We start from the raw sequence: 25,737 nt of genomic DNA, 5'->3' as shown, positions 1-25,737 counted from the left end.
GGGGGTTGAAGCGGTCGGTCGCCAGAGGCTAGGCGTCTGAGCTTCGCTGCTCGATCTCGTCCCTGAAGGAGCGCCACTGTTGACGCGACCTCTCAAGCCTGCGGCTTCCCGTAGAAATTTCTTGTCTGGCCTGGGGCTTTTGGCCCTGATGGGCGCCGGAGTCTTCCCCATGCCTGTTTCCGCCCAAGCGTCCCGCACCATCGCCCGCCACCGCCAGAGGATCGAGGATCTGATCGCGGCCATGACGGTCGAGGAGAAGGCCGGGCAGTTGAATCTGCTGGCCGATCCGTTCCGCTGGATGCCGACGGCCGTGAATCCGCTGGACGGCACGGGCGATCCCGCGCGCGTCACCGCCCTGATCCGCGAGGGCAAGGTCGGGTCGCTGTTCAACGGCATCGGCGCCGAGGCGGGCCGTCGCATCCAGCAGGTGGCGATGGAGGAAAGCCGGCTGAAGATCCCGCTGCTGTTCGCCGCCGACGTGATCCACGGCCTGTCGACCATCTTCCCCGTGCCCCTGGCCGAGGCGGCGGCGTTCGACACCGAACTGGCCTATCGGACCGCACGCGCGGCGGCGGTGGAGACGGCGGCCTCGGCCGTGCACCAGACCTATGCGCCGATGGTGGACGTGGCGCGAGACCAGCGCTGGGGCCGCAACGTCGAGGGCGCGGGCGAGGACGTGCTGCTGAACAACCTGCTGGCCGCCGCCCGGGTGCGCGGCTTCCAAGGCGAAAAGGGCCTGGACGACCGTGACGCGGTCCTGGCCACCGCCAAACACATGGCCGCCTATTCCGCCGCCGTGGGCGGCGTCGAATACAACACCACCGACATGAGCGAACAGACGCTGCGCGGGGTGTTCCTGCCGCCGTTCAAGGCGTCGGTGGACGCCGGCGCCCTGTCGATCATGAGCGCCTTCAACGATGTGAACGGCGTGCCGGCCTCGGGCAGCCGCAAGTTGCTGACCGACATCCTGCGCGGAGAGTGGGGCTTCGAAGGCTTCGTGGTCTCGGACTACACCTCCGAGCAGGAACTGGTGGCCCACGGCTTTGCCGAGGACGGCCGCGACGCCACGCGCCTGGCCTTCAACGCCGGGGTCGACGTGTCGATGGTGTCGGGCCTGTATATGGAGCATCTGCCCGGCCTGGTGGCCTCGGGCGAGGTGTCGATGGCGCGGCTGGACGAGGCGGTGCGTCGCGTCCTGACCGCCAAGGCGGCGCTGGGCCTGTTCGACGATCCCTATCGCGGCACCGACGCTGCGCGCGAAAAGGCCGTGGTGGGATCGCGCGAACACATCGAACTGTCGCGCGAGGCGGGACGCAAGTCGGTGGTTCTGCTGAAGAACGAGCAGGACCTGCTGCCGCTGGACAAGGGCCGCAAGATCGCCCTGGTCGGCCCGTTCGCAGACGACGTGGACAATGTGTGGGGGCCGTGGACCATCTGGGGCGCGCCCGAGCGGCGGGTCTCGCTGGAGACCGGCTTCCGCGCCGCCATGCGCGATCCGCAGAACCTGACCATCGCGCGCGGTTCGGGCGTGGAGACGCCGCTGGACGGCGGGATCGAACAGGCTGTCGCCGCCGCCCGCGACGCCGAGGTCATCGTTCTGGCTATCGGCGAGGCGACCAATATGTCGGGCGAGGCCCAGTCGCGCACCGAGATCGTGGTGCCGGCCCCGCAGATGGCGCTGGTCGACGCCATGGCGGCCCTGGGCAAGCCCATGGTCGTCCTGCTGAGAAACGGCCGGGGCCTGGCGCTGGAAGGCAATGTCAAGAACGCCCAGGCCATCGTCGTGACCTGGTTCCTGGGCGAACAGATGGGCCATGCGGTCGCCGATGTGATCTTCGGCGATCACGGCCCGTCCGCCCGCCTGCCTGTCAGCTTCCCGCACAAGTCGGGCCAGCAGCCCTATTCCTACGACCGCAAGACGACCGGCCGCCCGGCCAATCCCGATCTGGCGACCGAGGAGTACAAGTCCCGCTATCGCGAGACCCCCAATACGGCGCTTTATCCGTTCGGCTACGGCCTGACCTATGGGGCGATCACATACGGGCCGATCGAGATGGCGACGGATCAGTTGCCCTGGGCCGGGACGCTCGAGGTGGCGGTTGCCGTGACCAATACCGGCCGACACGCGGCCGAGGAGCTGGTGCAACTCTATATCCATGACCGGGTGGCCAGCCTGACCCAGCCGGGGCGGCTGCTGAAGGACTTCAAGCGGGTGGCCTTGCGCCCCGGCGAGAGCCGCAAGGTCAGCTTCACCCTGAACGCCCGCCAGCTGGGCTTCATCGGGGCGGACGAGACCTATCGGATCGAGCCGGGTCTGTTCGACATCTGGCTGGCGCCCCACGCGCAGGGCGGAGTGACGGCGACCTTCCAACTGGTCGGACCGGCCTCCATCAGCGATGGGCGTTGAGCCGTGGTTGACGGCGCGAGCGGCAGGGCCTAACGACCCGGCCGTTTGCGTCCCGCCCCGGTTCGGGCGGGATTCGGTTTTAGGAGCGCGCCCATGACGACCAAGATTCTTCCGGGCGCGACGGGCGTCCTCGCACTGGCCGACGGCACCATCCTGCAGGGGATCGGCGTCGGCGCCGTGGGTTCGGTCCTGGGCGAGGTGGTCTTCAACACCGCCATGACCGGCTATCAGGAAATCCTGACCGACCCGTCCTACATGAGCCAGATCCTGGCCTTCACCTTCCCGCACGTCGGCAATGTCGGCACGAACGTCGAAGACATCGAACAGATGGGCGGCGGGTCCGACACCTCTGCGCGCGGCGCGATCTTCCGCGACCTCCCGACCGATCCGGCCAACTATCGCTCGGACGCCAGTTTCGACGACTGGATGAAGCGGCGCGGCGTCGTCGGCCTGGCCGGCGTCGACACCCGCGCCCTGACCAAGATCATCCGCGACAAGGGCGCGCCCCACGCGGTGATCGCCCATGACCCGAACGGCGAGTTCGACCTGGACGCCCTGGTCGCCCAGGCCAAGGCCTGGACCGGCCTGGTCGGTCTGGATCTGGCCAAGCCTGCTTCGACCCTGCAAGCCTTCGAGTGGAACGAGGGCGTCTGGGACTGGCCGGAAGGCTATCCCACCGTCGCCGGCGGCAAGACTGTCGTTGTCATCGACTATGGGGTGAAGCGCAACATCCTGCGCGCTCTCGCCTCGACCGGCGCCAGGATCACCGTGGTTCCCGCCACGACGACGGCGGAAGAGGTTCTGGCCCGCAATCCCGACGGCGTGGTCCTGTCGAACGGTCCGGGCGATCCGGCCGCGACCGGCGAATACGCCGTGCCGGAAATCCAGAAGCTGGTCGCCAGCGGCAAGCCCCTGATGGGCATCTGCCTGGGCCACCAGATGCTGGCCCTGGCCCTGGGCGCCAAGACGGTGAAGATGGAGCAGGGCCACCACGGCGCCAACCATCCGGTCAAGGATCTGACCACCGGCAAGGTCGAGATTGTGTCGATGAACCACGGCTTCACCGTGGACCGCGACAGCCTGCCCCAGGCCGTGACCGAAACCCACGTCAGCCTGTTCGACGGCACCAATTGCGGCATCGCGGTGAAAGACAAGCCGATCTTCAGCGTCCAGCACCACCCCGAGGCTTCGCCCGGACCGACCGACAGCCTGTATCTGTTCGACCGGTTCGCCGAACTGATGGGCGACCGCTGAGGCCATGAAACAGGGGGCGGCGCGGTCGGACTATCTGGACTGGCTGGCCCAGGCGCTGGCGGCGACGGAAGCGTTCGCGCCCCTGCCCGATGGCGATGCGGTGGTTGGCTTTGCCACGGGATACGACGCCGCCGACATCGCCCCCTTCGTGACCTCGCTGCGGGCCGTGTTCGACGGGGCGGTCGCTCTGGTGGTGGACCAGGACGCGGACCTGCGCGCCTTTCTGGCCCGTCATGAGGTGATGGCCGTGGATGCGCCGGTTTGGCGCGGCTGGACGCCCCATCCGGTGATGCAGCGGTTCGTCGCCTTTGCGGGCCTGCTAGGCGACCGGCCGGGCGCAGCCCTGGCCTGCGACGTACGCGACGTGATCTTCCAGGCCCCGCCCTTCGATCCCGCGCCGCAAGGACTAGAGGCCTTCGTGGAGGCGGACGGGCCGCTGGCGGACCACGCCTTCAACATGAAATATCTGCGCGCCCTGTTTGGCCAGGCTCAGGCGGATCGGATGGCGGACAGGGCCTGTCTGTGCGTGGGGACGCTGGTCGGGCCGCGTGCAGAGGTTTCGCGTCTGTCGCGGCTGATCCTGGCCCTGGCGTCCGCGCCGCGTTCGGAGATCGGCGGCGCGTTCGGCGCCGATCAGGCGGCCTTCAACCTGGCCATCCATCGGGGGCTGGTCGGGGCGACGGTGCGGGCCAACTATGGCCGGGTGGCGACGCTGGGCCTGACGCCCGGCGAGCGGCTGAGGTTCGCAGACGGGCATGTGGTCAATCCCGACGGCGGGATCAGCCCCATCGTCCATCAGCACGACCGCCATCCGCATCTGGACGCGCCGGTCCATGCCCGCTGGGGCGCGGGGCTGGAGCATCGCAAGCGGGTGCGGCCGAAATCCGCAGGCCAGAAGCTGGAAAAACTGAAAGCCTCGCTGCGCCGCCGGATGCCCGAACTGCGCTGAGGCGGTTGTGCCAGGCCCAGGCGCTGGCGACGATGGCGGACAGGTCGGACTGGCGCGGCGCAAAGCCCAGGTCCCGGCGGGCCAGGGCGATGTCGGCGACCAGATGCGCCGGATCGCCAGCGCGGCGTTCGCCCGATACGTCGGGCAGCCGCAGGCCGCTATGGCGCATGATCGCCGCCAGAACCTGACGCACCGAATGGCCCTGGCCGGCGCCGAGATTGTAGGCCGCAAAGCCGCGGCGTCCATCCAGCAGTTGCGCCAGGGCCGACAGATGTCCCTGGGCCAGGTCCGACACATGGACATAGTCGCGGATCGCCGTGCCGTCCGGCGTGGGATAGTCGGTTCCATAGACGGCGAAGTCGTCGACGCCGCCCTTCAGGGCCATCATGGCGCGCGGGATCAGGTGGGTCTCGACCGGCCGGTCCTCGCCGATCAGGCCGCACGCCGAGGCCCCGCTGGCGTTGAAATAGCGCAGGGCGACGGCGTTCAGGCCGTGGGCGGCGGCGGCGTCGGCCAGAATCTGTTCGCACCCCAGTTTGGAGCGGCCATAGGGGGTGACGGGCGCCGGCGCCTGCTCCTCGATGATCGGCCCGGCGCCGGGATCGCCATAGACGGCGCAGGTGCTGGAGAAGACGAGGGTGTTCACGCCCGCCGCCCGCATCCCGCCCAACAGGCCGAACAGCCCGCCCAAATTGTTGCGATAACAGTCGAGCGGCGCGCGCACCGATTCCGGCACGACGGAGGAGGCGGCGAAATGCAGGACGGCGCGGATGTCATGCTCGACCAGGGTCCGACGCACCAGTTCGGCGTCCCAGACATCCCCCTCGATCAGCGGCCCCCAACGCGCGAAGGCGCGACGGCCCGTTGACAGATTGTCCAGGACGACGGGGCGGTATCCTGCGGCGGCCAGGCCTTCACACACATGGGCGCCGACATAGCCGGCGCCCCCCGTGACCAGGATCGCCTTTCCGACGGAGAGTGTCGCGACGCGAGCGGCCATGCCCCTCCTTGTCGACATCAAAGGCCGTTTGGACAACCCCTGATGCCAAACAAAGTTATCTGAGGTAGGTGAAGTCCGTCACGGCAGGGGCGAGAAGCTGCGTTCCTCGCGCAGGGCGCTGGCTTTCCGAACGGCGATGGGGGCGGCGTGAAGCCAGTATTCGGCATCGTCGAGCCGATGCTCGCGACGGCGTTCCAGCCCGCGCAGGCGGCGCAAGGCGGCGTTTTCGAGAAGGCGCGCATGGAGGGCGCGGGGCGACAGTTCAGCGATGGCGGGAGAGCCGGGGACGGCGACGGCGTCGGGGCCTTGGGGCTCCACCGCCGGGCGGGCGATGGCGATAAACATGACGATCTCGGTGCGGGAGGGGAGGGCGCTTCTGCGCCGCGTTCACGGTGGATTAACCACAGTCCCTGTGGATAGTTCCTGAGTGCGGCCGAAAAAAGTCTGTGAATCGAAAGGCTTACCGCCGCGATCCGAACATAGTGATTACCAGAAGGTTAATCCGGGGGCGGAGCGTTCGCTCGACGCGGCGGATCGGAACGGTCGTGGAGGCGTCGCCGGTGGCAGTCCCTAGGGGAGTCGAACCCCTCTTTTCAGGTTGAAAACCTGACGTCCTAACCGATAGACGAAGGGACCGCGGCCGGGGCGGCGCATGTGCCCCGGTTCGGTCCCCTCTGCAAGCGAAAACTTATGCGGCTTCCGCCTTGACGGGCGCCAGGGCGTCCAAGGCCGGGAACAGGTCGCCGATCAGATCCTCGACATGCTCCAGCCCGACAGACAGGCGCACCAGGCCGTCGCCGATCCCGGCGGTGGCGCGCTGCTCCGGCGTCATGGCGGCGTGGGTCATGGTGGCGGGGTGGGCGATCAGGCTTTCGACCCCGCCCAGCGATTCCGCCAGGGTGAAAATCTCCAGCGCTTCGACCAGGTCGCGCACGGCGCCGGTCCCGCCTTCCAGCTCGAAGCTGAGCATGGCGCCGGGGCCGGCCTGCTGGGCGGCGACCAGGGCATGGCTGGGGTGGGACTTCAGGCCGGGATAGTGGACGACCTTGACCGCCGGATGGGCGTTCAACAACTCGGCGATCTTGCCCGCCGTGGCCTGCTGGCGCTCGATGCGGGCGAACAGTGTGCGTACGCCGCGCAGGGTCAGATAGGCGTCGAACGGCGATCCGGTCACGCCGGTGCAGTTGGCCCACCAGGCCAGGGTCTGATGATCCTCGGCGTCGGCCGAGATGACGGCGCCGCCCACCACGTCGGAATGGCCGTTGATGAACTTGGTCGTGGAGTGAACCACGAAGTCGGCGCCCAGCTTGATCGGGTTCTGCAGCGCGGGCGACAGGAAGGTGTTGTCGCAGACGACCTTGGCGCCCGCCGCATGGGCGCGGGTGCAGATGTCGGCGACGTCGACCAGGCGCAGCAGGGGGTTGGACGGGGTTTCGACCAGCACCAGCCTGGGCTTCAACGCCAGGGCCGCCTCCAGGGCGACGGGATCGCCTTGGTCGACCAGCAGCAGCTCGAAATGGCCCTTCTTGGCGCGGGCGTTCAGCAGGCGACAGGTGCCGCCGTAACAGTCGTGCGGCGCGATCAGAAGATCGCCCGGCTCCAGCAGGGCAAGGGGCAGGTCGACCGCGGCCATGCCGGTGGCGGTGATCACGGCGCCCGCGCCGCCTTCCAGCTCGGTCAGGGTCTCGGCCAGGACGTCGCGCGTCGGATTGCCCGAGCGGCTGTAGTCATACTTCCGCTTCTGCTCGAAGCCCGCGAAGGAATAGTTGGATGACAGATAGAGCGGGGGCATGACCGCGCCATGTGCCGTGTCCGAATCCACGCCCGTGCGGGCGGCGATGGTGTGCGGATTGGCGGGACGGGAAGTCATGCTTTGATGTCCTTGAAGGCGGCGCGGAGGATGTCGCCCACGAAGGCGTCCTCCTTCAGAAAGGCGTCGTGGCCATAGAGGGAGGGCGCCTCGACGAAGCGCCACAGGGTCGGCAGCCGCGCGGCCAGTTCGCGGATGTCGTCGATCGGCACCAGCCGGTCGGAAGTGAAGCCGATCAGGGTGACGGGGGTTGAAATGGCCTCGGGCGTCACGCTGTGGCGATCCAGGGAATCGGACATCGACAGCCAGCGGGCCGGGGTGGTGTGGGTGCGGTAGGCCCGGCCCCGCGCCGTCAGATAGTCGCACACAGGATAGGCGCCGCCGACGGCCGCAGGCGCGGTCGTATCGAAACGGTCGTGGAACTCCTCGGCCGTGCGATAGGTGGTCATGGCCAGTTCGCGGGCCAGGGCGACGCCTTCCTCCGGGCGACCGGCGGCGACGGCGAACTGCAGGATGCGGCGCTGGATGCCGCGCCAGGCCGTGGCCTGGGGGTGGGCGCGGTGGGCGGCGGACACGACGATCAGCTGCTCGGCCCAGTCGGGAAACAGTTCCGCGAAGGCCAGGGCGACCATGCCGCCGTAGGAGCAGCCGACGAAGGCGGCGATCCGCTCGATCTTCAGATGGGTCAGCACCAAGGCAAGCAGGCGCGCCTGATCCTGGGTGGTGATGGTGACGGGCGTGTCCAGAAACTCGGCGCCGGGGGCGAAATCCACGGCCAGAACCTGGAAGCGGCTCAGGTCGATAGGGCCGCGCACCGACACGGCGCCCGACCACCAGCCCAGGCCGTTGGTCTCGGTGCGGTGGACGAAACGCCCCGCGGAAATGCCGCCCGCGACGACGACGACGGGCGCGCCCGCCCGGCCATGAAGGCGGCCCACGATATTGGGTTGGTTCAGTTTTTCGCCCGAAGTCAGGCGGAAGTCGGCGGGGATGGAGACGATGACGTCACGGGCCCCGCCGCGTTCGCGCGTCGGTTCGCGCACGGCCGGCGCGTCGATCGGCTGGGGCCGACAGAAGGGCTCTTCAAGCAGGGATGTTTCAGCCAGGGTCATCAATCGTCGTCCGCATCGTTCTCGCCTCAGCAAGGCTCGATGCGGTGACAGATCGTGGAGCGTCGCCTCGTCGATGCTCCACTCATCTCTCGCGACCCCGAAGGACCCCGCAGGAGTTGGCACCGTTTCGGGCGGAACCCGATGGTTGCCCCGGCGTCAAAGGGCCTAATCCCTCAGCCGGTCTTGATGAGTGACTTTACGTTGATCAAACAGGCGGCACCGGTCAAGCGGAAAATTCGACCTCAATGCAGGGCTCGGGCGATGACGCGAGGTGCAAAAAGAACGCAAATGGCGCTGTCGTGAAAAAATCATCCACGGCCGCTTGACAGACCGGGGGTGCGCCAATCACCCTAGGCCAAGATTTCAACCGGACCTGTCCCGTGCCGCAGCGCTCGTTCATCGCCGAAGTCACCACCGTCGCCGGCCTCGCCGCGACGGTCTTCGGCATGGGCGCGACCCTCGGCGGAACCATTATCGGCGGCACGACCGGCGCCACCACCATGCCCAGTCGGGCGGGACGAGTTTAGCACGCCGAACACAGGCGAACGCAGAACCCGAACCCCGCCCGGTCCGCCAGGCGGGGTTTTTCTTTTCACCCCACGCTCCACGCAGAAATCCGAGAACCCCATGTCCGCCTCCCTCGCCGTCGTAGAGACATCCGAACCGCTCAATCCCGATTGTCGGCTCGCCGCCGATCCCGCCCCCGAAGTCGTGGTGCTGAAGTTCGGCTCGTCCATCCTGCGAAGCCCGGCAGAGGCGCCGCTGGTGGCCTCGGCCGTCTATGGTCATGTCCGGGCGGGGCGAAAGGTGGTGGCGGTGGTCTCGGCCTTCGGCGGGGCGACGGATCGGCTGCTGAGCGAGGCGCGGGCGTTGGGCTTAACCCATTCCAACGACCTGCTGCCCGGCTATGTGGCCCTGGGCGAGGAAAAGTCGGCGGCCCTGGTCGCCATCGCCTGCGACCGGATCGGCCTGGACGCCTGCGCCCTGTCGGTGCGCGAACTGGGCATTGTGGCGGAAGGCGAGCCGGAACATTCGCGACCCTGCGGCCTGCGCGCCGATCATCTGAAACAGGCGCTGGACCGGCATGAGGTTGTGGTGGTGCCCGGTTTCGGCGCCGTGCGGCCGGACGGGCGGGTGGCCTTGCTGGGACGCGGCGGATCGGACCTGACGGCGGTTTTCCTGGCGGCCGAACTGGGGTTGAAGAAGGTGCGGCTGGTCAAGGATGTGGACGGTCTCTACGACCACGATCCCAACGACAAGACGGCCCCGGCCCTGCGCTATCGCCGCGCGTCCTGGGACGTGGCGCGCAAGCTGGGCGGGGCCCTGGTGCAGCACGACGCCATCGACCTGGGCGAAAGCCGTGGGGTCGAGATCGAGGTGGCGGCGCTGGACCGGGCGGACGGCACGGTGATCGGCGACAAGTCGGCGCCCCCCGGGCCGGCCCCGGCCCTGCCGCCGCTGAGGGTGGCGGTCGCCGGGTGCGGCGTGGTGGGCGGCGGGGTGCTGGGCCGGCTGCTGGCCGATCCACGATACGACGTCGTCGGGGTGCTGGTGCGCAATCCGAACAAGGCCCGCGACGTGGCCTGCCCGCCCTCTCTGTTCACGGCCAGCGCCGACGACCTGCTGTCGCGCAAACCTGACATCGTGTTGGAGGCCCTGTCGGAGGGCGAGGCGGGTCATGCGGTGATCCGCGCCGCGCTGGAGGCGGGCTGCGACGTGGCCAGCGCCAACAAGCAGGCGGTCAGCCGCGATCCCGGCGGCTTGCAGGACCTGGCCCGACAGCACGGCCGTCGCGTCTTCTGGTCGGCCTCGGTCGGCGGCGGGGCGCCCATGGTCGAAACGGTGCGCGCCGCCCGCGCGGCCGGCGAGGTGGTCGGGTTCGAGGCGGTGCTGAACGGCACGGTCAACTTCATGCTGGAGCGGCTGGGCGACGGCGCGGCCTTCAGCGAGGCCCTGGCCGACGCCCGCGCGGCGGGCTTCGCGGAGGAAGATCCGTCGTCGGACCTCGAAGGTCTGGATGCGGCGGCCAAGGTGCGCCTGCTGTGCCACGAGGCGTTCGGCCGGTCGCCCGATGGCGACGTGCCGCGCGACCACCTGACCGAGGAAACCTCCGCCGAGGGCGGGGTTCGCCAGATCGGCGCCGCCCATCTGAAGGATGGGGTGATCAGCCCGTCCGTGTCGCTGAACGCCGACCATGGCGACCCCCTGTTCTCCAACCTGTGCGGCGAGGGCAATGCGCTGAAAGTCTATGGCGCTGACGGCCGGGTGTGGCGCTGTCGCGGGCGCGGCGCCGGGCGCTGGGCCACGACCGAGAGCATCATGGCGGACCTGGCCGAGATCGTCCGTGCGCGCCGCGCCGATGTGGGGCTGAATTAGGTCCATGGCCGTCTTCACCTCCGTTTCCCTGGACCAGGCGCGCGCCTTTCTGACCGGCTATGACATCGGCGAGGCGGTGTCGCTGACCGCCATCGCCGAGGGGGTGGAGAACACCAACTACCGGCTGGAGACGCAGCAGGACGGCGTGACGCGACGGTTCGTCCTGACCCTGTTCGAGGGGCGGACCGACGCCGCCTCCCTGCCGTTCTGCCTGGGGCTGACGGCCCATCTGGCGGGGCGGGGCTTTTCCTGCCCGATGCCGATTTCGGATCGGTCGGGCGGCTGGCTGGGGCGGCTGAACGATCGGGCGGCGGCGGTGATCGAATGGAAGACCGGCGCCTGGCTGCGCCATCCTGACGCGGCGGATCAGGCGGCGGCGGGCGCGGTCCTGGCGCGCCTGCACCAGACGGCGGCCGATTTTCCCCTGCGTCGCGCCAATCCGGTGGGGCCGGCGGTCTGGCGGAAACTGGCGGATCGGTGCGCCGGGGGGCTCACGCGCGCCTCGGATACGGACCGGGCGCTGTTGAAACAGGTCCAGGCGGCGTTGACGCGGCTGGGCGATCCGTTCACGGACGACCTGCCGGGCGGGGCGATCCACGCCGACTACTTCCCCGATAATGTGCTGTTCGCGGATGGGGCGGTGTCGGCGGTCATCGACTTCTATTTCGGCTGCGACGGCGCCTTCGCCTATGACCTGGCCATCGCCCTGTCGGCCTGGGGCTTCGACGCCGAGGGACGGCCCATGCCCGAGGCCCTGGCGGCCTTCCAGCGCGGCTACGAGGCCGTGCGGCCCCTGAGCCCCGCCGAGCGCGTGGCTCTGCCGCGCCTGGGCGAGGCCGCCGCCCTGCGCTTCACGGTCACGCGGCTGCACGACCGCATCTTTCACGACCCGGCCAACCTGGTCACGCCCAAGGACCCGGCCGTGTTCCTGCGCCGCCTGGACCACTGGCGGGCGGTGGAAATGGCCTGAAGCGGCGCCATTGCGGGAACCGAAAGCGACAGCCGGGATTTCTGTGATCAACGGCGAAAACCGCCGCTCTCCCCGAGGATGACATCATGACTGACGAACAGATCAACGGCGCCGCTTCGCAGGTGCAGGGCAAGGCGCAGAAGGCTTTCGGCAATCTGGTCGGCGACCAGAAGATGCAGGTCGAAGGCGCCTATAACGACGCCAAGGGCAAGTCGCTGGAGACCTTCGGCAAGGCCATGGACGCCGTGGATCGCCTGGTCGAGAAGGCGCCCGCCGACTATCGCGACAAGGCCCGCACCGTCGCGGCCGAGGCGCGCAAGCGTCCGCTGGTCACCACCCTGTCGGTCGCCGGCGTCGGCCTGCTGCTCCTGCGCGCCCTGACCGGCGGCGGTCGACGCTAAGCTCGGGTTCAGTGGCGGCCTGAAAAGGCCGCCACCGCATCCCGCGCCGCCGCCATTGTTCCATCGACGACCGTTAACCGCTCGGGCTTGTCGCCCAGGGCGGCGACGACGTTTGCGGGCTCGGGTTCGAAGCCCAGCACGTTCGAGACGAAGGCGCCGAACTTGGACGGATGGGCGGTGGACAGGGCGACGACCGGCCCCTTGGCGCGATCCTGCCGCCGGGCGGCGGCGAGGGCGACGGCCGTGTGCGGACAGATGACGCGGCCCCAGGCCTCATAGGCGTAGGCGATTTCGGCGCGAGTCTCGTCCTCGTCGATCGAGACGGCCGAAACCTCGGCGCGGAGGGCCGCCAGCAGGGCCGGATCGAAGGCTGCTGCGCCGTCGCGGGCGAAGCTTTCGAACACCGTGCGGGTGGCGTCGGCATCGCGGCCGGTCGCCTCGAACACCAGCCGTTCGAAGTTGGACGGCGCCTGAACATCCATGGAGACGCTGCCGCTCTCCACCGCCGGACGGCGCGAATAGAGGCCGTCGTTGAGCGCGCGGGCCAGGGCGTCGTTCTGGTTCACCGCCGCGACGAAGCCGTTAGACGGCAGTCCCATCCGGGTCGCGGCGATGCCGGCGAAGGCGTCGCCGAAATTGCCGGTCGGGACGACGAAGGTCGCGGCCTGACCCAACTGGGCGGTGGCGGAGACATAATAGGGAATCTGACCCGCCAGCCGCGCCCAGTTGATGGAGTTGACCGACGACAGGCGGCCCCGCGCGCGCAGGGCGTCGTCGGCCAGAAGCCCCTTCACCAACCGCTGGCAGTCGTCGAAATCGCCACGCACGGCCAGGTTCAGCACATTGTCCGCCTGGACCGTCGTCATCTGTTTGCGCTGGATCGGCGAGACGCGATCCAGCGGGTGCAGCACGACCAGATCGACGGATTTCGCCCCGGCGAAGGCGCGCACGGCGGCCGCGCCCGTGTCGCCCGACGTGGCGGTCAGAATGGTCAGCCGCTCGCCCGAGGCGGCCAAGGCCTCGTCCGTCAGACTGGCGACCAGCTGCATGGCCAGGTCCTTGAAGGCCGCGGTCGGACCGTGGAAAAGCTCCAGCACGAACAGACCCGGCTCCAGCTCCACCAGGGGCGTGACCATCGGATGGTCGAAGCCGGCCGCCAGCCGATCCAGCGCCCGTTCCAGGGCGCCGGTCGGCAGGGCGTCGCCGACGAAGGGCGTCAGGACCTGAAGGGCGATGCGTTTGTAGTCCGCCTCGCCGGTCCATGCGTCGGGCGACAGGGCGGGCCAGGCGGTCGGCATATAGAGGCCGCCGTCGGGCGCGATGCCCCGCAGCAGGGCGTCGGAGAAATCGGTTTCGGGCGATTGGCCTCGGGTCGAGACGTAGCGGGCGCTGGAAGTCGTCATGGCGGCTTGGTCGTAACCAGCGAACGGCGCGGCGTCATCCGGTTTCTGGCCAATACAGGTATGATTTTGTCGGCTTGCCAGGTGCTGTGACGGTGCGGCCGCATCCACAGCGCAAAATCGGGGCGTCGCGGCAATTTCATGCCGCCTGTGTCGCTGATTGGGAGCCGTACCCTCGGGGTCCTGCCGCTCGCGCATCTTGTGGACATGCCGGGATTATGGAACCTCGCCACAGGGGTGAGGATGACGGAGCGTAAGTGGTGAGAGAACGGGCGTTGCGACATCGCCCCGCTGGCGCCCGCCGCCGCGACAGTCCATGTCAGACGCATGAGACGACGCGATCTTCTGATCCGGCTGGGGCTGATCGCCGGGGGCGTGGGCGGGGCCTGGTGGCTGCGCGACCATGTGCTGTGGAAGGCGCCGACGGTGGTCTTTCCCGCCGCCGGGGCGAGCGACTGGCTAGGCTACGCCGAGCCGCGCGCCAGCACCCCCACGGTGGAGGTCTCGGTGAATGGGCGGCCTGTGCGGGCGCTGATCGATTCCGGCGCGCAGTATTCGGTGATCGACCGTTCGCTGGTCGCGACCCTGGGCCTGACCCAGGTGTTCGACATCCCCATGGTGGCCTATGGCGTCGGCGGTCAGGCCCAGGTCGGGCGCGGCGCGACATTGGACGTCCAGATCGGCGGCGCCCAGGCGGTGCGGCTGGACGGTTTGCGCGCCGCCATACTGGGTCTGGGGCCGCTGGCCAGCGACAAGGGACTGGGCGCGCCTCTGATCCTGGGCCAGGACGTGCTGCGCGAACTGATCCTGGAACTGGATACCCGCCGGCGTCGGATCAGGCTGATGTCGCGAGACGGCTGGGCGCCGCCGCCGGGAGCCGCATCCATCGCGGTGACGCGGGCGGGCAAGGCGCTGCAGGCGGCGATCACGGTGGAGGGGGCGGCGGTCGATGCGGTGATCGACACGGGCGCCTCGGCCGTGCTGGCCCTCACGCGCGAGACGGCGCAGGCTGCGGGCCTGCTGGACGGGCGCGCGCGGACGCCGGGCCAGAGCATCGTGCTGGGCGGCGTGGTGGGCGCCGAGACGGTGATCGTCCGCACCCTGACCATCGGCGACGAACTTTATCGGCAGGCGGCCGTGGCCATCTATGACGACGTGGCCGTGCCGGGCTTTCCCAAGGCCCTGGTGGGGATGGCGGCGTTTGAGGATCGCCGCGTCATCCTGGACCTGCGCGGCCCGCGCCTGTTCGTCGAGCGGCCGATGCAGATCACGGTCGGCTAGGCAGGTTTCAACTCGCCAAAGCGGCGGACACCACGGCCTTGGCCTCGTCCTGAACCTGGGTCAGATGATCGGGGCCGAGGAAGGATTCGGCGTAGATCTTATAGACATCCTCGGTGCCCGAGGGGCGGGCGGCGAACCAGGCGTCGGCGGTGACGACCTTCAGGCCGCCGATGGCCTCGCCATTACCGGGCGCCTTGGTCAGGATGTCGGCGATGGGCTGCCCGGCCAGGGTGGTCGCCGAAACGTCAGAGGGGCTGAGCGCGGCCAGGCGCGCCTTTTCCGCGCGGGAGGCGGGAGCGTCGACGCGGGCGTAGGCGGGGGCGCCGTACTGGTCGGTCAGGCCGGCGTAAAGTTGGCTGGCGCTCTCGCCCGTGCGGGCCTGAATCTCGGCGGCGAGCAGGCACAACAGGATGCCGTCCTTGTCGGTGGTCCAGACCGTTCCATCGTGGCGCAGGAAGGACGCGCCGGCCGATTCCTCGCCGCCGAAGCCGACCGTTCCATCCAACAGGCCAGGCACGAAATGTTTGAAGCCGACGGGGACTTCCAAGAGCTGCCGGCCCAGACCGGCGACGACCCGGTCGATCATGGACGACGAGACCAGGGTCTTGCCCACCGCCACCTCCGCGCCCCAGCCAGGGCGATGGGCGAACAGATAGGCGATGGCGGCGGCCAGGAAATGGTTGGGGTTCATCAGGCCGGCGTCGGGGGTGACGATGCCGTGGCGATCCGCGTCGGCGTCATTGCCGAAGGCCACGTCGTAGGCCGAGCCGCCCTGCATCATGCCGATCAGACCGGCCATGGCCGAAGGCGACGAACAGTCCATGCGGATCTTGCCGTCGGCGTCCAACGGCATGAAGGCCCAGCGCGGATCGACGGCGTCATTGACCACGGTCAGGTTCAGCCGATGGCGCGTTGCGATCTCGCCCCAATAGGCCACGGCCGCCCCGCCCAGCGGATCGGCGCCGATACGCACCCCGGCGTTTCGAATGGCGTCCAGATTCAGAACGTTGGGCAGGTCGTCGATATAGGCGGACAGATAGTCGAACCGGCCGGCCGTCGCATGGGCCTGAGCGAACGGAACGCGGCGCACCTCGGTCAGGCCGCCCTCGATAAGCTGGTTGGCGCGGGCCGCGATGGCGGATGTGGCCTCGCCCCCGGCCGGGCCGCCCGAGGGGGGATTGTATTTGATGCCGCCGTCGCGGGGCGGATTGTGCGACGGGGTGATCAGAACGCCGTCCGCCAATCTTGACGGGTTTCGGCGCGCATCCGCGCGGTTATGGGTCAGGATGGCGTGCGACACGGCGGGCGTCGGGGTGAAGCCGTCGCGGGCGTCGATCAGCACCTCGACGCCGTTGGCGACCAGCACCTCCAGCGTGGTGCGGAAGGCCGGCTCGGACAGGCCGTGGGTGTCGCGGGCCAGAAACAGCGGGCCATCGACGCCTTGCGCTGAGCGGTATTCGGCGATGGATTGCGCGATGGCCAGGATGTGGGCCTGGTTGAAGGCGCCGTCCAGGCTGGAGCCTCTGTGGCCCGAGGTTCCGAAGACGACCCGCTGCGTCGGATCGGCCAAGTCTGGCCGCACGCTCTCATAGGCGTCGAGCAGGGCGTCCAGGTCGATCAGGTCTTCGGGGCGTGCGGTCTTTCCGGCGCGGTCATGCATCGTCAGTCAATCAATCTTTGTGGGAAACAGGCGGCGATCAGGCGCCGCCGAAGGTGTCGCAGGACGCGGGGTCGCCCGACTGATAGCCGCGCTGCAGCCATTCGACCCGCTGGGCCGAGGAACCGTGGGTGAAGCTTTCGGGCGAGACACGTCCGCCGCCGCGCCGTTGCAGGGTGTCGTCGCCGATGGCCTGGGCGGTTTTCATGCCTTCCTCGATGTCGCCGGGCTCCAGCGCGACCTGACCGTTCGAGACGGCCGCGGCGTTCTTGGCCCAGACACCGGCGTAGCAGTCGGCCTGGAGCTCCAGCGCGACGGAATACCGATTGGCCTCGCCCTGGCCGCGCGCACGTTGTTGGGCCTGGCGAACCTGATCCGAGGTTCCCGTCAGGGTCTGGACGTGGTGGCCGAACTCATGGGCTATGACATAGGCGCGGGCGAAGTCGGCGCCGGATGCGCCCAGCTGGGTCTCCATCTCCTGCCAGAAGCCCAGGTCCAGATAGACGGTCTTGTCAGTGGGGCAGTAAAAGGGGCCCATGGCCGACTGGCCATAGCCGCAGCCGGTCTGGGTGCCCTGTTCGTAGATCACGACCTTCGGCGGTTGATAGCCTTTCAGCTTCTGGGACCAGACATCGTCGATGTTGCTGCCGATCACATCGACAAAGCGTCCGGCCTGATCCTTGGGCGTGCCGACCTGTCCCTGCTGTTCCGAGGCGCCGACCCCGCCCAGCTGGCTGGCCAACTGGGTCGTGGTGGATGGGTCTATGCCGAAGACGAAATAGCCGATCAGGGCCAGGACGCCCACGCCGATGCCGCCGCCTGCAATGGCGCCGCCGCCCATGCCGCGCCGGTCCTCGACCCCGCCGCCCGTCCGTCCGCCCTGCCAGCGCATATGTCGTTCTCCGCCTGATCCCTGCCTTAAGCTAGGCCGGAACGCGGGGGAGAGGGAAGGGATGCGTCGCCTTAATGCGGACGGTCCAGCCAGGCGTCGATCTGACTGACCCCTTGCGCGGTTTCCTGGCGGCGTTTGGCGGCGGACTGGCGCAGCGCCCGTTCCTGTTCGGGGCTGTAGAGGGGCCGGGGCGGCAGGGCGGACGGCGCCGTCGGTTCGCGCGCGGATTCGATGGCGCGCAGGCGAAGCTGGGTCTCGATCTGCTGCTGATGGGCCTGGTCGGCGTTGGCCTGAGACTGGGCGCGCAGGCGGTCGTTCTCATAGCGATGCTGGTCCGCGATGGCGGCCGGGACGCCGCCCGGATAGGCGCCGTAGGGGCGGCCGGGTGCGGGATAAATCTGGGCCAGAACGGGCGTCGCGGAGGCCGCCAATAGTGTCGTCAGGGTCAGGAGCATTCGCATGGGGGATATGTGGGGCGGACGGTCGTTAGCGCCAAGCGGAGCCGCAACCCTTTGACTTGCCGTGGGTTCATGGCGCCGAACCCCTTTCCAAAACGGAGCATGTCCCATGGCCCAGACCCTTTCCGGCAAGACCGTCGCCATCCTGGCGACCGACGGCGTCGAGCTGATCGAACTGAATGAACCGATGAAGGCGCTGAAGGATGCGGGGGCGGTGGTCGAGATCGTGTCGCTGAAGGCCGGAGAGTTCCAGGGCTTCGACCATCTGACGCCGGGGGACAAGGTGACGGCCGACAAGGCGGTGGCGGCGGCGGACGCCGCGGCCTATTCGGCCCTGCTGCTGCCGGGCGGGGTGGCCAACCCGGACCTGCTGCGCGCCGATGCGGACGCCGTGGCCTTCGTGCGGGCCTTCTTCGATGCGGGAAAGCCGGTCGCCGCCATCTGTCACGCGCCGTGGCTGCTGATCGAGGCGGGCGTGGTCGAGGGGCGTACGATGACCGCGTTCGAGAGCATCCGCACCGACCTGAAGAACGCGGGGGCTGATGTGGTCAATGAAGAGGTGGTGGTGGACCAGGGCCTGGTCACCAGCCGCTGCCCCGACGACATCCCGGCCTTCAACGCCAGGATGATCGAGGAATTCGGCGAGGGGCGGCACCAGGGGCAATCCGCTTAAAGCGGGGCCGCTTAGGGCATGGCCCAGACGGAGGACCGTTTGATCTCCTGGTCCTCCAGTTCTCGCGAAGTGGGAACGCGGTATTCGGCCAGGAAATCCAGGCCGGTGCGCGGGAAATAGGTGCGGCCCGGATCGCCGATCAGGACGCGCGTCCCCTTTTCGCGGGCCAAGGCCAGCCAGGCCAGGACGGCGTCGGTCATCGGGCGTTCGTAGCAGATGTCGCCGGCGCAGATCACCTCGACCTCCGGCGGCGGGGCGTCCAGCAGATTGGTCTGGGTGAACGCCAGCGTCACATCGTTGGCCGTGGCATTGGCGGCGACGGCGGCCTGGCAGAAGGGATCGATGTCGGCGCACAGGACCGAGGCCGCGCCCGCCTTCATGGCCGCCACGCCGACCAGGCCCGAACCGGCGGCGAAGTCCAGCACACGCTTGCCCGCGACCTCATGCGGGTGATCCAGGATGTAGCGGCTGAGCGCCTGCCCGCCCGCCCAGGCGAAGGCCCAGAAGGGCGGCGGCAGGCCCATCTCGCCCAGCTCCTCCTCCGTCAGCCGCCAGATCGGTGTGATCTCGTCCGCCAGCCATAGAGATATCTCTGGCGCGTGCGGCACGGTTTGCAGCCGCGTATTGTCGCGGATGAAGGCGGCGGGGTCCGTGATCGTCATGCAGGGCGGCGGGTCGCGGTTCGGATCACGTCCAGATAGCCCTGCGACACCTCCATGGCCTCGGCCTGCGGTCGGGCGTGGATGGCGCGGTGAAGACGGGGCAGCTTCCAGCAGGGCACATGCATGAACAGGTGGTGTTCGGCGTGGAAGTTGACCCAGTAGGGGGCGATGAAGGCGCGCTCCCACCAGGCGGCGCGGGTGGTGCGGGCGGCGCGAAAAGGGTCGACGGCCGAACCCTCGACGCAGGCGTGTTCGGCGATGTTCCTCAGTCGCGTCACCATCGGAAACCACGTCGCCATCGGCAAAAGCCACAGGGCGAAGAAGGCCCACCAGATTCCGCCTGCGACGAAGCCCGCCAGCAGGACGGCGTTGAAGATCAGGAAGGCTAGGACGGACCGGCCGGTCACGATGGATTCATAGTCGTGGGTCGCTTCGCCGGGCGGTGTCGAACGACGCTGCGCCAGCGGCAGCAGCACCCGCTGTTTGAAGAAGGTCTGGCCCGTCAGGTCGCGGATCAGCTTTCGCCGCAAGGAGGCCGGGCTGACGGGGAAGGGCGCCGACAGCATCAGGTCGGGATCCTCGGCCTGCTGGGCGAAACGGTGATGGGTCAGGTGATAGGGGCGATAGGCCGCCAAGGAGGCGCCGATGGGCACGGCGCACAGCCAGTGGCCCTGGAAATCGTTCAGGCGGGGCGATCTGGACAGACCGCCGTGCGCCGCCTCGTGCATCAAGATGGCCAGGCCCAGTTGGCGGGTCCCGACGATCATGACGCACAGCGGGGTCAGCCAGGGCAGGACGACGCCCGCCGTCACGGCCAGGACGATCACCACCCAGCAATGCACGACTAGCAGCGGCCCGGCCCAGGCCGCGCGCCTCTGAAACGGCGCCCATTCCTGGGGCGTGAACAGAACCGATGGGGCGATGCGCGGGGCGGCGGGCATGGCGCATACTATCGCCATCGGCGGGTGCGGAGAAGCGGTGGATGAATGTTGAGATGTCCTGACAAAAAGTCAGGTTGACATGACATTGAGTCGGTGTCAGGTTGGCCTTACAGGAGGAGATGGCGATGTTCACCGCATGGAAGACCGGAACCTCGGCGCATCGGCGCTATGTGATCCGAACGATGGCGTTCACCGCGCCCTATGTCGCGATCTGCGTCGCGATGATGACCACCGACGCCTTCGACGACCTGATGGGCAAGCCGGCGGCCTGGGGGCTGGCGGCGGCGGTGTCCGCGCCGGTGATCGGCCAGATCTGGGCGACCTTGGCCCTGATGCGGGAAAGCGACGAGTTCGTGCGCGGCGTGACCGCCAAACGGTTCATCGTCGCCTCGGGCCTGACGCTGGCCGCCGCCGCCTTTTGGGGCTTTGGCGAAAGCTTCGCGGGGGCGCCGCACCTTCAGACCTGGCTGATCGTGCCGGTGTTCTGGGCGATGTTCGGCGTCGTCTCGCCCTTCATAAAGACCAGTCGATGAAGAACCGTCTGAAGCTGTTGCGCGTCGAGCGCGGCTGGACCCAGGAGCAGTTGGGCCAGGCGCTGGGCGTCTCGCGCCAGGCGGTGATCGCGCTGGAGACCGAGCGGCACGACCCGTCGCTGGACCTGGCTTACCGCATCGCCGCGACGTTCGAGCGGCCGGTCGAAGAGATATTCGAAAATCCCCACTCAGCCTGACCGAAAAGTCAGAATAACCTTACAATCGGAGACTGCCATGTTGAAGCTCCCTCGCGCTTGCAGGGGCGTGCGCGCGCCTGCGCGCCTCGCCGCTGTGATCGGCGTCGTGATCGCCTGCTGCGTCGCCAACGAACCGGCGCGCGCCCAATCCCTAACGCCAGCGGTCGTCGCCGCGCCATTCGTCTCGGACCGATTGTCAGTCGAGGTCGTGGGTCAGGGGGCGGACGTGATCCTGATCCCCGGCCTGGCCTCCTCGCGCGAGGTGTGGCGGGCGACGGCGGATAGGCTGAAGGCGACGCACCGGGTGCATCTGGTGCAGTTGGCCGGGTTTGCGGGCGAGGCTTGGACGCATGGCGACGGCCCCTTCGTCCAGCCGGAAGTGGAGGAACTGGCTCGATATATCCGTGAAGCCGGGCTGAACCGGCCGGCGGTGATCGGCCATTCGATAGGCGGCTTGAGCGGCCTGTTGCTGGCGCAGCAGCAGCCGGAACTTGTGGGCCGCGTGATGACGGTGGATTCCCTGCCCTTCTACAGCGCCCTGTTCGGCCCGACCGCGACAGCTGAAAGCGTCAGGCCGTTCGCGGACCGGGCGGCCGCCATGATCCTGGGCGCCGACGACGCCGGCTTCCGCACGCAGCAGGAGGCGACGGCGAAGGCCCTGTCGCGGACACTTGAAGAACAGACGCGCATCGTCGCCTGGTCGATGGCCAGCGACCGGCGCGCCGTCGCCTCGGCCATGAGGGATGTGATGACCACCGACGCCCGGTCGGGCCTGGCCGCCATGACGACGCCGGTGACGGCGCTTTACGCCGCCGACGCGGACGGCGGGGCCCCGGCGGCCGGTGCGGATGCGATGTGGGGGCGGGAGTATGCGGCCCTGCCCGGCGCGACGCTGATCCGGGTGGATGGATCGCGGCATTTCATCATGGCCGACCAGCCGGCGCGGTTCGCCGAACTGGTGAATGCGTTCTTGGCGAAGTGAACCTTCAGATCCTCCCCCGCATGCGGGGGAGGATCTTAGACGTCAGCCGTTCTTCGGGGTCACGTCGCCGGCCTTGACCGGGGCGCCGTCGAACTGGTCGGCGTAGGCGGGGTTCAGTAGGGCGCGGAAGGCGCTCTGGGGCAGGGCGATCCAGTAGGGGCCGTCCGAATAGGGGCCGATCTGATACGGCCCCACCAGGAAGGTCACGCCTCCCGCCTTGCCGGGCGTGGAGCCGGGGGTCAGGAAGAAGGGGGTGGAGACGGCCTTGGGGCAGGTCCACATCTTGCCGTCCAAGGTCGCGGCCTCCGACCCTGGAGAGCGGGCCTGTTTGGCGGCATTGGCGGCGGCGCACAGGGCCTTGTCCAGCACGGCCAGGTCGGCGCCGGGGCGGAACAGGTCGGCGAAGCCCACCCGCTTGTTGGTCGTCTTGTCCCAGATCACCGAGGCGAAGCTGGTGTTGGGGTGGGCGCCGCCCGTGAACTCGAAATCGGTGCGGGCCAGGCTGACCAGTTTCGCGGTCTCGGCGCCGGGGGCGAAGGCGATGGACTTCTCATAGGGGTTGGAGCCGCCGCCGGCTTCGGTCAGGTCGGCCTGGGCGCCCTCCTCGAACTGCTTCAGGTCGCGCACCATGTCGGCGTAGAGGGCGGCGTGCAGGGCCGGCGTCGCCTTGACCGTCTGGGGCAGGGTCAGTTTGACGTCGGCGTAGGGTGTCTTGCTTTCATAGCCGACCGGGGTGGTGTCGGCGACGACGGCCTGGGCCGGCGCGGCCTTTGGGGCAGGGGCCTTTTCCTCGCGGCGCTGGCAGGCGGCCAGGGTCGCGGCGACGGCGACGGACAGCAGCAGGATGCGGGGGGCGGAGGTCATGGGGGTTTCCTTCACAGCGTGATGAATCCGAGGGCGATGGCGGCCAGCAGGATCAGGCCGGCCTCGCGGTTCGACTTGAACAGTTTCAGCGCATGCGCGCCATCATTGGGGTTCAGGCGGACGACCTGGCGCGCTAGCTGCCCGGCGTAGGCGACCAGGCCGATCCAGAAGACGGCCCCCAGCCCGCCCGCCGCCCCGGCCGCGCCGGCCAGAACGACCGCCAGGCCATAGAAGACGGCGACGCCGGGCCGCACGGCCGAGGCCAGGCGCCGCGCCGAGGACTTCACCCCGATCATGGCGTCGTCCTCTATGTCCTGCAGGGCGTAAATCGTGTCGTAGCCCAGGGTCCAGAAGACGCCGCCCAGCCACAGCAGCACGGCGGGGGCATAGGCCTCCCAGACCAAGGCGACGGCATGGCCGCTGTCGCTGGCGGGGGACCACAGGAAGGGGCGGAACTCGCCGGCCATGTCGGCGGGCAGAAGCAGCGCGGCCGCCGCCAGCGGCAGGGCGGCGGCGAACCCCATCAGCGCGCCCCAGTTGAACGTCAGGCCAAGCCAGGCCTGGGGCCACCAGGTGATCCGCTTCATGAAGGGATAGGCCGCGACCAGGGCCAGCGAGCCGACGCCCAGCAGGATGGCGACGGTCGGCAGGGTCAAAAGGATCGTCAGACTGATCAGGCTGCACGCCACCACGAAGGCCCAGGCCTGTTTGACGCTGATCCGGCCGGACGGAATGGGCCGCTGGGCGGTGCGGGCGACCTTGGCGTCGAAGTCGCGATCCACGATGTCGTTGAAGGCGCAACCCGCCGCCCGCATCAGACAGGCGCCGACAGCGAAGCCGACGAACAGCCACAGATCATAGAGACCCAGCGGCTGCCGATACTGCGCCAGGGCCAGGGCGATCCCCTGCCAGCCGGGCAGCAGCAGCAGCCAGATGCCGATGGGCCGGTCGAACCGCCCCAGCTTCAGCCAGGGTTTCAGCCCCTCCGGCGCATGGCGGTCCACCCAGTTGGCGCCGGCGTCGGGAAGGGGGGCGGAGGTCATGGCGACGACTTAGCGGTTCTGGGCCGGGGGGTGAAGGCGCAAGGGTCGGTCGGGCGTCAAAAGAAAAGGGGGCTGGTTGGACCAGCCCCCTGACCGTTCGAGCTTTTGGGTCGATCACTCCTGGGTGACCTGGCCGGAGCCGGACACGCTGCTGTTCAGCTTGGCGGGGCGGCCGGACAGGGTGACGTCGCCCGAGCCGTTGATCTCGACGTCCACCTTGCCCGTGGCGGCGATGTTGGCGCCGCCTGAGCCCGAGATGTCCACCTTGGCGTCCGTGGTCGACAGGCCGCTGAGATCGGCGTCGCCCGATCCCTTGATGCTCAGGTCCAGGGTCTGGATCCGGCCGGACGCCGTGACGTCCGCCGAACCCGAGACGTCCAGCGCCAGGGACGGCTGGTTGAAACCGGCGATGGTCAGGTCGCCCGAGCCGTTGGAGACGAAGCGGCGCACAGTGGGGGCGGTGACGACCACCTTCAGCTCGTCGCGTTCCGAACGGGCCGAGAAGTTTCCGCTGTTCCAGCCGAAGACGATCCGTTCGTCGCCGTCGCTCAGGCGAATGCGGCCGTCCTCGATCTGCACCCGGTCGGCCAGGGCCTTGGGGCCGGTGACGACGACGGAGTTGGCGTCGCCCTGGATGTATTCGACGTCGACGCTTGAATCGACGGTCAGGGTCTCGCCGCCGGTCCAGGCCAGGGTGCGGGTGGTGAAGGGACCCAGATCGTCGGCGCCGCCGCCCTTGACCCGCTCGAAGCGGACGGTCTCGCCGTTGTCGTCCTTGAAAGTCCAGGCCCAGCCGTGGCGCTGCAGGTCGTGGCCGCCGATGGCGAGGGCGCCGCCCACGGTGACCAGGCACAGCACCAGGGCGGCGCCGGCGATGATGAACAGGGTGCGGATCATGCCGAAGCTCCCGAAACAGGCGTGGATTGAGCGGGGGTGGGCTCAAGCGCGGGCTTGAGCAGGCGATAGTGCAGGCGGGCGAACCAGACGACGCCGTTGACCAGCCAGATGGTGAATATGGCCAGCAGGGCGCCGATGAAGACCGACCCGGCCATGAAGCCAAGGCCCATCAGGATGGCCGCGAACGGCCCGCCGGGGAAGCCGGCGAAAGGGCCGGCGACCATGATCACCCCGCCCGCGACGAACAGGCCGATGGCGGCGATGAAGAAGCCGAACACCGTCCCGACCACACCCATCAGAAGGGGCAGAAGGATCAGGATGTCCAGGGCGCCCAGGCCCAGCACCGCGAAGACGGCGCCGGCGGCGGCGGACGGGTTCTTTTCCTGATGCCAGCGCTGGATGCCGGCCTCGGCCTTCAGCTCGCGGGCCAGGCGGACCGGATCGCCCAGGGCGGCGGCGACCTCGGCCTCGGTGCGGCCGGCGGCGACGCCGTCGTCGAAATGCGCCTGGTAGTCGGCGACGATGTCGTTGGCCGTGGTGGTCGGCAGGCCGACCAGCCCGTCCTTCAGGCGGTTGATGAAATCGGCGCGCGTCATTGGGCGGCTCCCTGATCGGCGTCGTTCGCCACGATGGCGTCGACGGCCTTGGTGAAGGCGGACCATTCAGCGGTCTGGGCGGCCAAAGCCGCGCGACCCGCCTCGGTCAGGCGATAGTATTTGCGCGAGGGACCGGCGGAGGATTCGACCAGATAGGTCTCGACCTGGCCCTCCGACTGCATCCGCCGCATCAAGGGGTAGATGGTGCCTTCGCCCATGTCGATCGCGTCCGACAGACGGCTGGCGATCTCATAGGCGTAGCTGTCCGCCCGGCTTAGAAGCGCCAGGACGCATAGGCCCAGCACTCCCTTCTTCAACTGTATCTCGATGGTTTCAGGCACCGCGATCTCTCCTGTGTGTGGGGATTGATTACGGCAAGGTA

Annotated in this window: 26 protein-coding genes, 1 tRNA gene, 1 pseudogene and 1 riboswitch; of the genes and pseudogenes, 12 read left to right on the top strand and 16 right to left on the bottom strand. The window is 68.8% G+C overall.

The window, feature by feature from the left end:
- The first annotated feature begins 169 nt into the window (after window positions 1-169).
- From KZX42_RS05655 to KZX42_RS05645, 3 genes are all read left to right on the top strand, one after another.
- Window positions 170-2,407, top strand: coding sequence for a glycoside hydrolase family 3 N-terminal domain-containing protein (locus KZX42_RS05655; RefSeq protein WP_248117865.1), 2,238 nt, complete (start codon window positions 170-172; stop codon window positions 2,405-2,407).
- Window positions 2,408-2,500: 93 nt separating this feature from the next.
- Window positions 2,501-3,661, top strand: a complete 1,161-nt coding sequence (gene carA, locus KZX42_RS05650) for a glutamine-hydrolyzing carbamoyl-phosphate synthase small subunit (protein WP_248117863.1) — start codon at window positions 2,501-2,503, stop codon at window positions 3,659-3,661.
- A 4-nt stretch (window positions 3,662-3,665) separates the two neighbouring features.
- Window positions 3,666-4,610: a hypothetical protein gene (locus KZX42_RS05645; RefSeq protein WP_248117861.1), complete on the top strand. Its 945-nt coding sequence runs from the start codon at window positions 3,666-3,668 to the stop codon at window positions 4,608-4,610.
- Between the two features lie 10 nt (window positions 4,611-4,620).
- On the opposite strand, the pseudogene galE reads toward KZX42_RS05645, so the two are convergent.
- The 5 genes and pseudogenes from galE to KZX42_RS05620 form a co-directional block, all read right to left on the bottom strand.
- Window positions 4,621-5,610 (bottom strand): annotated as a pseudogene (galE, locus tag KZX42_RS05640) (UDP-glucose 4-epimerase GalE); the annotation flags it as partial.
- 78 nt (window positions 5,611-5,688) lie between these two features.
- Window positions 5,689-5,955, bottom strand: coding sequence for a hypothetical protein (locus KZX42_RS05635; protein WP_248117859.1), 267 nt, complete (start codon window positions 5,953-5,955; stop codon window positions 5,689-5,691).
- Window positions 5,956-6,171: 216 nt separating this feature from the next.
- Window positions 6,172-6,246, bottom strand: a tRNA-Glu gene (locus tag KZX42_RS05630).
- Between the two features lie 52 nt (window positions 6,247-6,298).
- Window positions 6,299-7,480, bottom strand: a complete 1,182-nt coding sequence (gene metB / locus KZX42_RS05625; RefSeq protein ID WP_248117857.1) for a cystathionine gamma-synthase — start codon at window positions 7,478-7,480, stop codon at window positions 6,299-6,301.
- On the bottom strand, window positions 7,477-8,532 hold the full coding sequence (locus tag KZX42_RS05620) for a homoserine O-succinyltransferase (RefSeq protein ID WP_248117855.1): 1,056 nt from the start codon (window positions 8,530-8,532) through the stop codon (window positions 7,477-7,479). The genes metB and KZX42_RS05620 overlap by 4 nt, the downstream gene beginning before the upstream one ends.
- Before the next feature lie 79 nt (window positions 8,533-8,611).
- Window positions 8,612-8,725, bottom strand: a riboswitch (SAM riboswitch).
- A 187-nt stretch (window positions 8,726-8,912) separates the two neighbouring features.
- On the opposite strand from KZX42_RS05620, the gene KZX42_RS05615 reads away from it, so the two are divergent.
- The 4 genes from KZX42_RS05615 to KZX42_RS05600 all read left to right on the top strand — a co-directional run bounded on the left by KZX42_RS05615 (window position 8,913) and on the right by KZX42_RS05600 (window position 12,279).
- Window positions 8,913-9,059 (top strand): hypothetical protein, encoded by a 147-nt coding sequence (locus KZX42_RS05615; RefSeq protein WP_248117853.1) that lies wholly within the window; start codon window positions 8,913-8,915, stop codon window positions 9,057-9,059.
- Window positions 9,060-9,159: 100 nt separating this feature from the next.
- On the top strand, window positions 9,160-10,908 hold the full coding sequence (locus KZX42_RS05610; protein ID WP_248117851.1) for a Gfo/Idh/MocA family oxidoreductase: 1,749 nt from the start codon (window positions 9,160-9,162) through the stop codon (window positions 10,906-10,908).
- 4 nt (window positions 10,909-10,912) lie between these two features.
- On the top strand, window positions 10,913-11,878 hold the full coding sequence (thrB, locus tag KZX42_RS05605; protein ID WP_248117849.1) for a homoserine kinase: 966 nt from the start codon (window positions 10,913-10,915) through the stop codon (window positions 11,876-11,878).
- Window positions 11,879-11,964: 86 nt separating this feature from the next.
- Entirely contained in the window at window positions 11,965-12,279 is a 315-nt protein-coding gene (locus KZX42_RS05600) for a CsbD family protein (protein WP_248117847.1), read from the top strand.
- Between the two features lie 8 nt (window positions 12,280-12,287).
- Here KZX42_RS05600 and thrC read toward each other — a convergent pair whose 3' ends face one another.
- Window positions 12,288-13,682: a threonine synthase gene (thrC, locus tag KZX42_RS05595; RefSeq protein WP_248117845.1), complete on the bottom strand. Its 1,395-nt coding sequence runs from the start codon at window positions 13,680-13,682 to the stop codon at window positions 12,288-12,290.
- A gap of 324 nt (window positions 13,683-14,006) precedes the next feature.
- Here thrC and KZX42_RS05590 point away from each other — a divergent pair, with 324 nt between their 5' ends.
- A complete protein-coding gene (locus KZX42_RS05590; RefSeq protein ID WP_248117843.1) occupies window positions 14,007-14,960 on the top strand; it encodes a retropepsin-like aspartic protease in 954 nt (317 codons plus the stop codon).
- A gap of 7 nt (window positions 14,961-14,967) precedes the next feature.
- Here the strand turns inward: KZX42_RS05590 and pgm are convergent, their stop codons facing one another.
- The 3 genes from pgm to KZX42_RS05575 all read right to left on the bottom strand — a co-directional run bounded on the left by pgm (window position 14,968) and on the right by KZX42_RS05575 (window position 17,970).
- Window positions 14,968-16,620 carry a phosphoglucomutase (alpha-D-glucose-1,6-bisphosphate-dependent) gene (gene pgm, locus KZX42_RS05585; RefSeq protein WP_248117841.1) on the bottom strand — a complete coding sequence of 551 codons (1,653 nt, stop codon included), beginning with the start codon at window positions 16,618-16,620 and terminating at the stop codon, window positions 14,968-14,970.
- Between the two features lie 37 nt (window positions 16,621-16,657).
- Complete coding sequence (locus KZX42_RS05580) at window positions 16,658-17,509, bottom strand: neutral zinc metallopeptidase (RefSeq protein WP_248117839.1); 852 nt, start codon at window positions 17,507-17,509, stop codon at window positions 16,658-16,660.
- A gap of 71 nt (window positions 17,510-17,580) precedes the next feature.
- Window positions 17,581-17,970: a hypothetical protein gene (locus tag KZX42_RS05575; RefSeq protein WP_248117837.1), complete on the bottom strand. Its 390-nt coding sequence runs from the start codon at window positions 17,968-17,970 to the stop codon at window positions 17,581-17,583.
- A gap of 106 nt (window positions 17,971-18,076) precedes the next feature.
- On the opposite strand from KZX42_RS05575, the gene KZX42_RS05570 reads away from it, so the two are divergent.
- Window positions 18,077-18,640, top strand: coding sequence for a type 1 glutamine amidotransferase domain-containing protein (locus tag KZX42_RS05570; protein ID WP_248117835.1), 564 nt, complete (start codon window positions 18,077-18,079; stop codon window positions 18,638-18,640).
- Between the two features lie 11 nt (window positions 18,641-18,651).
- Here KZX42_RS05570 and KZX42_RS05565 read toward each other — a convergent pair whose 3' ends face one another.
- Together KZX42_RS05565 and KZX42_RS05560 are read right to left on the bottom strand one after the other, a co-directional pair.
- Window positions 18,652-19,302: a methyltransferase gene (locus KZX42_RS05565; protein ID WP_248117833.1), complete on the bottom strand. Its 651-nt coding sequence runs from the start codon at window positions 19,300-19,302 to the stop codon at window positions 18,652-18,654.
- The gene (locus KZX42_RS05560; RefSeq protein ID WP_248117831.1) at window positions 19,299-20,243 is read right to left on the bottom strand and encodes a fatty acid desaturase family protein; all 945 of its coding nucleotides are present in this window, start codon (window positions 20,241-20,243) and stop codon (window positions 19,299-19,301) included. The genes KZX42_RS05565 and KZX42_RS05560 overlap by 4 nt, the downstream gene beginning before the upstream one ends.
- Window positions 20,244-20,368: 125 nt before the next feature.
- On the opposite strand from KZX42_RS05560, the gene KZX42_RS05555 reads away from it, so the two are divergent.
- From KZX42_RS05555 to KZX42_RS05545, 3 genes are read left to right on the top strand one after another with little or no spacing between them, the layout of a single operon-like run.
- Entirely contained in the window at window positions 20,369-20,776 is a 408-nt protein-coding gene (locus KZX42_RS05555; RefSeq protein WP_248117829.1) for a DUF677 domain-containing protein, read from the top strand.
- The gene (locus KZX42_RS05550; RefSeq protein ID WP_248117827.1) at window positions 20,773-20,973 is read left to right on the top strand and encodes a helix-turn-helix transcriptional regulator; all 201 of its coding nucleotides are present in this window, start codon (window positions 20,773-20,775) and stop codon (window positions 20,971-20,973) included. The genes KZX42_RS05555 and KZX42_RS05550 overlap by 4 nt, the downstream gene beginning before the upstream one ends.
- Before the next feature lie 37 nt (window positions 20,974-21,010).
- Window positions 21,011-21,955 (top strand): alpha/beta hydrolase, encoded by a 945-nt coding sequence (locus KZX42_RS05545; protein WP_248117825.1) that lies wholly within the window; start codon window positions 21,011-21,013, stop codon window positions 21,953-21,955.
- 42 nt (window positions 21,956-21,997) lie between these two features.
- On the opposite strand, the gene KZX42_RS05540 is transcribed toward KZX42_RS05545, so the two are convergent.
- From KZX42_RS05540 to KZX42_RS05520, 5 genes are all read right to left on the bottom strand, one after another.
- Window positions 21,998-22,819, bottom strand: coding sequence for a DUF3298 and DUF4163 domain-containing protein (locus KZX42_RS05540; RefSeq protein ID WP_248117823.1), 822 nt, complete (start codon window positions 22,817-22,819; stop codon window positions 21,998-22,000).
- Between the two features lie 11 nt (window positions 22,820-22,830).
- A complete protein-coding gene (locus tag KZX42_RS05535; protein ID WP_248117821.1) occupies window positions 22,831-23,862 on the bottom strand; it encodes a UbiA family prenyltransferase in 1,032 nt (343 codons plus the stop codon).
- A gap of 114 nt (window positions 23,863-23,976) precedes the next feature.
- Complete coding sequence (locus KZX42_RS05530; protein WP_248117819.1) at window positions 23,977-24,759, bottom strand: DUF2807 domain-containing protein; 783 nt, start codon at window positions 24,757-24,759, stop codon at window positions 23,977-23,979.
- Window positions 24,756-25,355, bottom strand: a complete 600-nt coding sequence (locus KZX42_RS05525; protein WP_248117817.1) for a DUF1700 domain-containing protein — start codon at window positions 25,353-25,355, stop codon at window positions 24,756-24,758. Before KZX42_RS05525 ends, KZX42_RS05530 begins: the two co-directional genes overlap by 4 nt.
- Window positions 25,352-25,696, bottom strand: a complete 345-nt coding sequence (locus tag KZX42_RS05520; RefSeq protein WP_087120506.1) for a PadR family transcriptional regulator — start codon at window positions 25,694-25,696, stop codon at window positions 25,352-25,354. Before KZX42_RS05520 ends, KZX42_RS05525 begins: the two co-directional genes overlap by 4 nt.
- Between the last annotated feature and the right edge of the window lie 41 nt (window positions 25,697-25,737).

The organism is Brevundimonas sp. EYE_349 (assembly GCF_023147505.1).
Classification (GTDB): Bacteria; Pseudomonadota; Alphaproteobacteria; order Caulobacterales; family Caulobacteraceae; genus Brevundimonas.
This window is presented reverse-complemented; position numbering and strand designations above follow the sequence as displayed.

Excerpts from the sequence above, each read along its gene's own strand:
- KZX42_RS05655 (WP_248117865.1), top strand. The coding sequence starts at position 170 with ATGCCTGTTTCCGCCCAAGCGTCCCGCACCATCGCCCGCCACCGCCAG.
- carA (WP_248117863.1), top strand. The coding sequence starts at position 2,501 with ATGACGACCAAGATTCTTCCGGGCGCGACGGGCGTCCTCGCACTGGCC.
- KZX42_RS05645 (WP_248117861.1), top strand. The coding sequence starts at position 3,666 with ATGAAACAGGGGGCGGCGCGGTCGGACTATCTGGACTGGCTGGCCCAG.
- KZX42_RS05635 (WP_248117859.1), bottom strand. The coding sequence starts at position 5,955 with ATGTTTATCGCCATCGCCCGCCCGGCGGTGGAGCCCCAAGGCCCCGAC.
- metB (WP_248117857.1), bottom strand. The coding sequence starts at position 7,480 with ATGACTTCCCGTCCCGCCAATCCGCACACCATCGCCGCCCGCACGGGC.
- KZX42_RS05620 (WP_248117855.1), bottom strand. The coding sequence starts at position 8,532 with ATGACCCTGGCTGAAACATCCCTGCTTGAAGAGCCCTTCTGTCGGCCC.
- KZX42_RS05610 (WP_248117851.1), top strand. The coding sequence starts at position 9,160 with ATGTCCGCCTCCCTCGCCGTCGTAGAGACATCCGAACCGCTCAATCCC.
- thrB (WP_248117849.1), top strand. The coding sequence starts at position 10,913 with ATGGCCGTCTTCACCTCCGTTTCCCTGGACCAGGCGCGCGCCTTTCTG.
- KZX42_RS05600 (WP_248117847.1), top strand. The coding sequence starts at position 11,965 with ATGACTGACGAACAGATCAACGGCGCCGCTTCGCAGGTGCAGGGCAAG.
- thrC (WP_248117845.1), bottom strand. The coding sequence starts at position 13,682 with ATGACGACTTCCAGCGCCCGCTACGTCTCGACCCGAGGCCAATCGCCC.
- KZX42_RS05590 (WP_248117843.1), top strand. The coding sequence starts at position 14,007 with ATGAGACGACGCGATCTTCTGATCCGGCTGGGGCTGATCGCCGGGGGC.
- pgm (WP_248117841.1), bottom strand. The coding sequence starts at position 16,620 with ATGCATGACCGCGCCGGAAAGACCGCACGCCCCGAAGACCTGATCGAC.
- KZX42_RS05580 (WP_248117839.1), bottom strand. The coding sequence starts at position 17,509 with ATGCGCTGGCAGGGCGGACGGACGGGCGGCGGGGTCGAGGACCGGCGC.
- KZX42_RS05575 (WP_248117837.1), bottom strand. The coding sequence starts at position 17,970 with ATGCGAATGCTCCTGACCCTGACGACACTATTGGCGGCCTCCGCGACG.
- KZX42_RS05570 (WP_248117835.1), top strand. The coding sequence starts at position 18,077 with ATGGCCCAGACCCTTTCCGGCAAGACCGTCGCCATCCTGGCGACCGAC.
- KZX42_RS05565 (WP_248117833.1), bottom strand. The coding sequence starts at position 19,302 with ATGACGATCACGGACCCCGCCGCCTTCATCCGCGACAATACGCGGCTG.
- KZX42_RS05560 (WP_248117831.1), bottom strand. The coding sequence starts at position 20,243 with ATGCCCGCCGCCCCGCGCATCGCCCCATCGGTTCTGTTCACGCCCCAG.
- KZX42_RS05555 (WP_248117829.1), top strand. The coding sequence starts at position 20,369 with ATGTTCACCGCATGGAAGACCGGAACCTCGGCGCATCGGCGCTATGTG.
- KZX42_RS05550 (WP_248117827.1), top strand. The coding sequence starts at position 20,773 with ATGAAGAACCGTCTGAAGCTGTTGCGCGTCGAGCGCGGCTGGACCCAG.
- KZX42_RS05545 (WP_248117825.1), top strand. The coding sequence starts at position 21,011 with ATGTTGAAGCTCCCTCGCGCTTGCAGGGGCGTGCGCGCGCCTGCGCGC.
- KZX42_RS05540 (WP_248117823.1), bottom strand. The coding sequence starts at position 22,819 with ATGACCTCCGCCCCCCGCATCCTGCTGCTGTCCGTCGCCGTCGCCGCG.
- KZX42_RS05535 (WP_248117821.1), bottom strand. The coding sequence starts at position 23,862 with ATGACCTCCGCCCCCCTTCCCGACGCCGGCGCCAACTGGGTGGACCGC.
- KZX42_RS05530 (WP_248117819.1), bottom strand. The coding sequence starts at position 24,759 with ATGATCCGCACCCTGTTCATCATCGCCGGCGCCGCCCTGGTGCTGTGC.
- KZX42_RS05525 (WP_248117817.1), bottom strand. The coding sequence starts at position 25,355 with ATGACGCGCGCCGATTTCATCAACCGCCTGAAGGACGGGCTGGTCGGC.